At 70.8% G+C, this 1,374-nt stretch carries 1 protein-coding gene; it reads left to right on the forward strand.

Going from position 1 to position 1,374, the window contains the following annotated elements:
* A partial coding sequence (locus tag ACFV0G_RS03150; RefSeq protein WP_380540690.1) for an alkaline phosphatase family protein occupies positions 1-1,274 on the forward strand: 1,274 nt, incomplete at its 5' end.
* Positions 1,275-1,374: the final 100 nt, after the last annotated feature.

A 1,374-nucleotide genomic window follows, 5' to 3' on the forward strand; every position in this document is an offset into this window, starting at 1 on the left:
GCCCCGTCCCGGCCGGGACGCGGTCGATCCAGGTCGAGGTGCAGTTCCTGAACACCTCGCACGAGACCGGCTACCTGGACAACCTCTCGCTCACCCTCGACACCCCGGTCGCCGCACCGGCGCCGCCGGCCCCGCCCGCCTCCGGCGTGCCGGGCTACGACCACGTGTTCACGGTCATGATGGAGAACACCGACTACTCCGAGGTCATGAACGACCCGGCGGACACGCCGTTCATGCACAGCCTGATGTCCCAGGGCGCCACCCTCACCGACGCCCACGGGGTCTACCACCCGAGCGACGAGAACTACCTCGCCATCGCCGGCGGCGACACCTACGCCAAGGGCGCCACCTACTGGCCGAACATCAACTCCCCGCAGCGGAACCTCGGTGACACCGTCGAGGCGGCCGGCAAGAGCTGGAAGGCCTACGAGCAGGGCATGGGCACCCCCTGCAACACCACCACCCAGTACGACGCCAAGTACGAGCCGGACGACGCGCCGTTCATCAACTACACGGACATCAGCGGCAATCCGGCCCGCTGCGCGGCGCACCTGTTCGACACCACGCAGCTGACCACCGACCTCCGGTCGGCGGCCACCACCCCGAACTTCTCCTGGATCGCCGCCGACGACTACTACGACGGCGAGGCCTCCGGCAACGGCAACTCCACCAGCCTGCAGGTGCAGGACGGCTGGCTGAAGCAGACCCTCGCCCCGGTGCTGTCCTCCCCCGCTTGGACCCAGCAGCGCTCGCTGCTCGTCCTGACCTGGGACGAGAGCCAGAGCGAGGGCTACGACCACGTCGCCACCGTCGTCCTCGGCTCGCAGGGCACCGTCCCGGCCGGGACCAGCAGCCCCCTGCACTACGACCACTACGGCATCGGCCGCACCATCGAGTCGGCCCTCGGCCTGCCTGGGCTGACCGCCAACGACACCTATGCGACGCCGCTCAACGCGGCCTTCGCGCCGTCCACGGCCACCGCCCCCACGCTGACGGGCGACCTGAACGCCGTGGCGAACGGCGGCAACGCCACCTTCCGGTACGCCGTGCCGAACGCCTCGCAGGTCAGTGCGAAGAACTGGGTCGGCATCTACCCGGCGGGCGTGACCCCCGGCTCGCAGTCCTCGCTCACCTGGGCCTACGCGCCGAACAGGAGCGGCGCGGTCACGTTCTCCACGGGCAAGCTGAACGGCGCGGGCAGGTACGACGTGTACTACCTGGCCAATGACGGCTACTCGGTGCTGGCCGGACCGTTCTCGCTGACCGTCGGCTGAGGGCCCCCGTCGGCGCCCGCCCCGCGGGGAGTCGTCGTCCGAGCGCGCAGGGACCGGGCCGGGCGGGAGGTGCTCGCGCGCCACACGCGTATCGGGGGCG

The organism is Kitasatospora sp. NPDC059571, from assembly GCF_042735675.1.
Lineage (GTDB): Bacteria > Actinomycetota > Actinomycetes > Streptomycetales > Streptomycetaceae > Kitasatospora.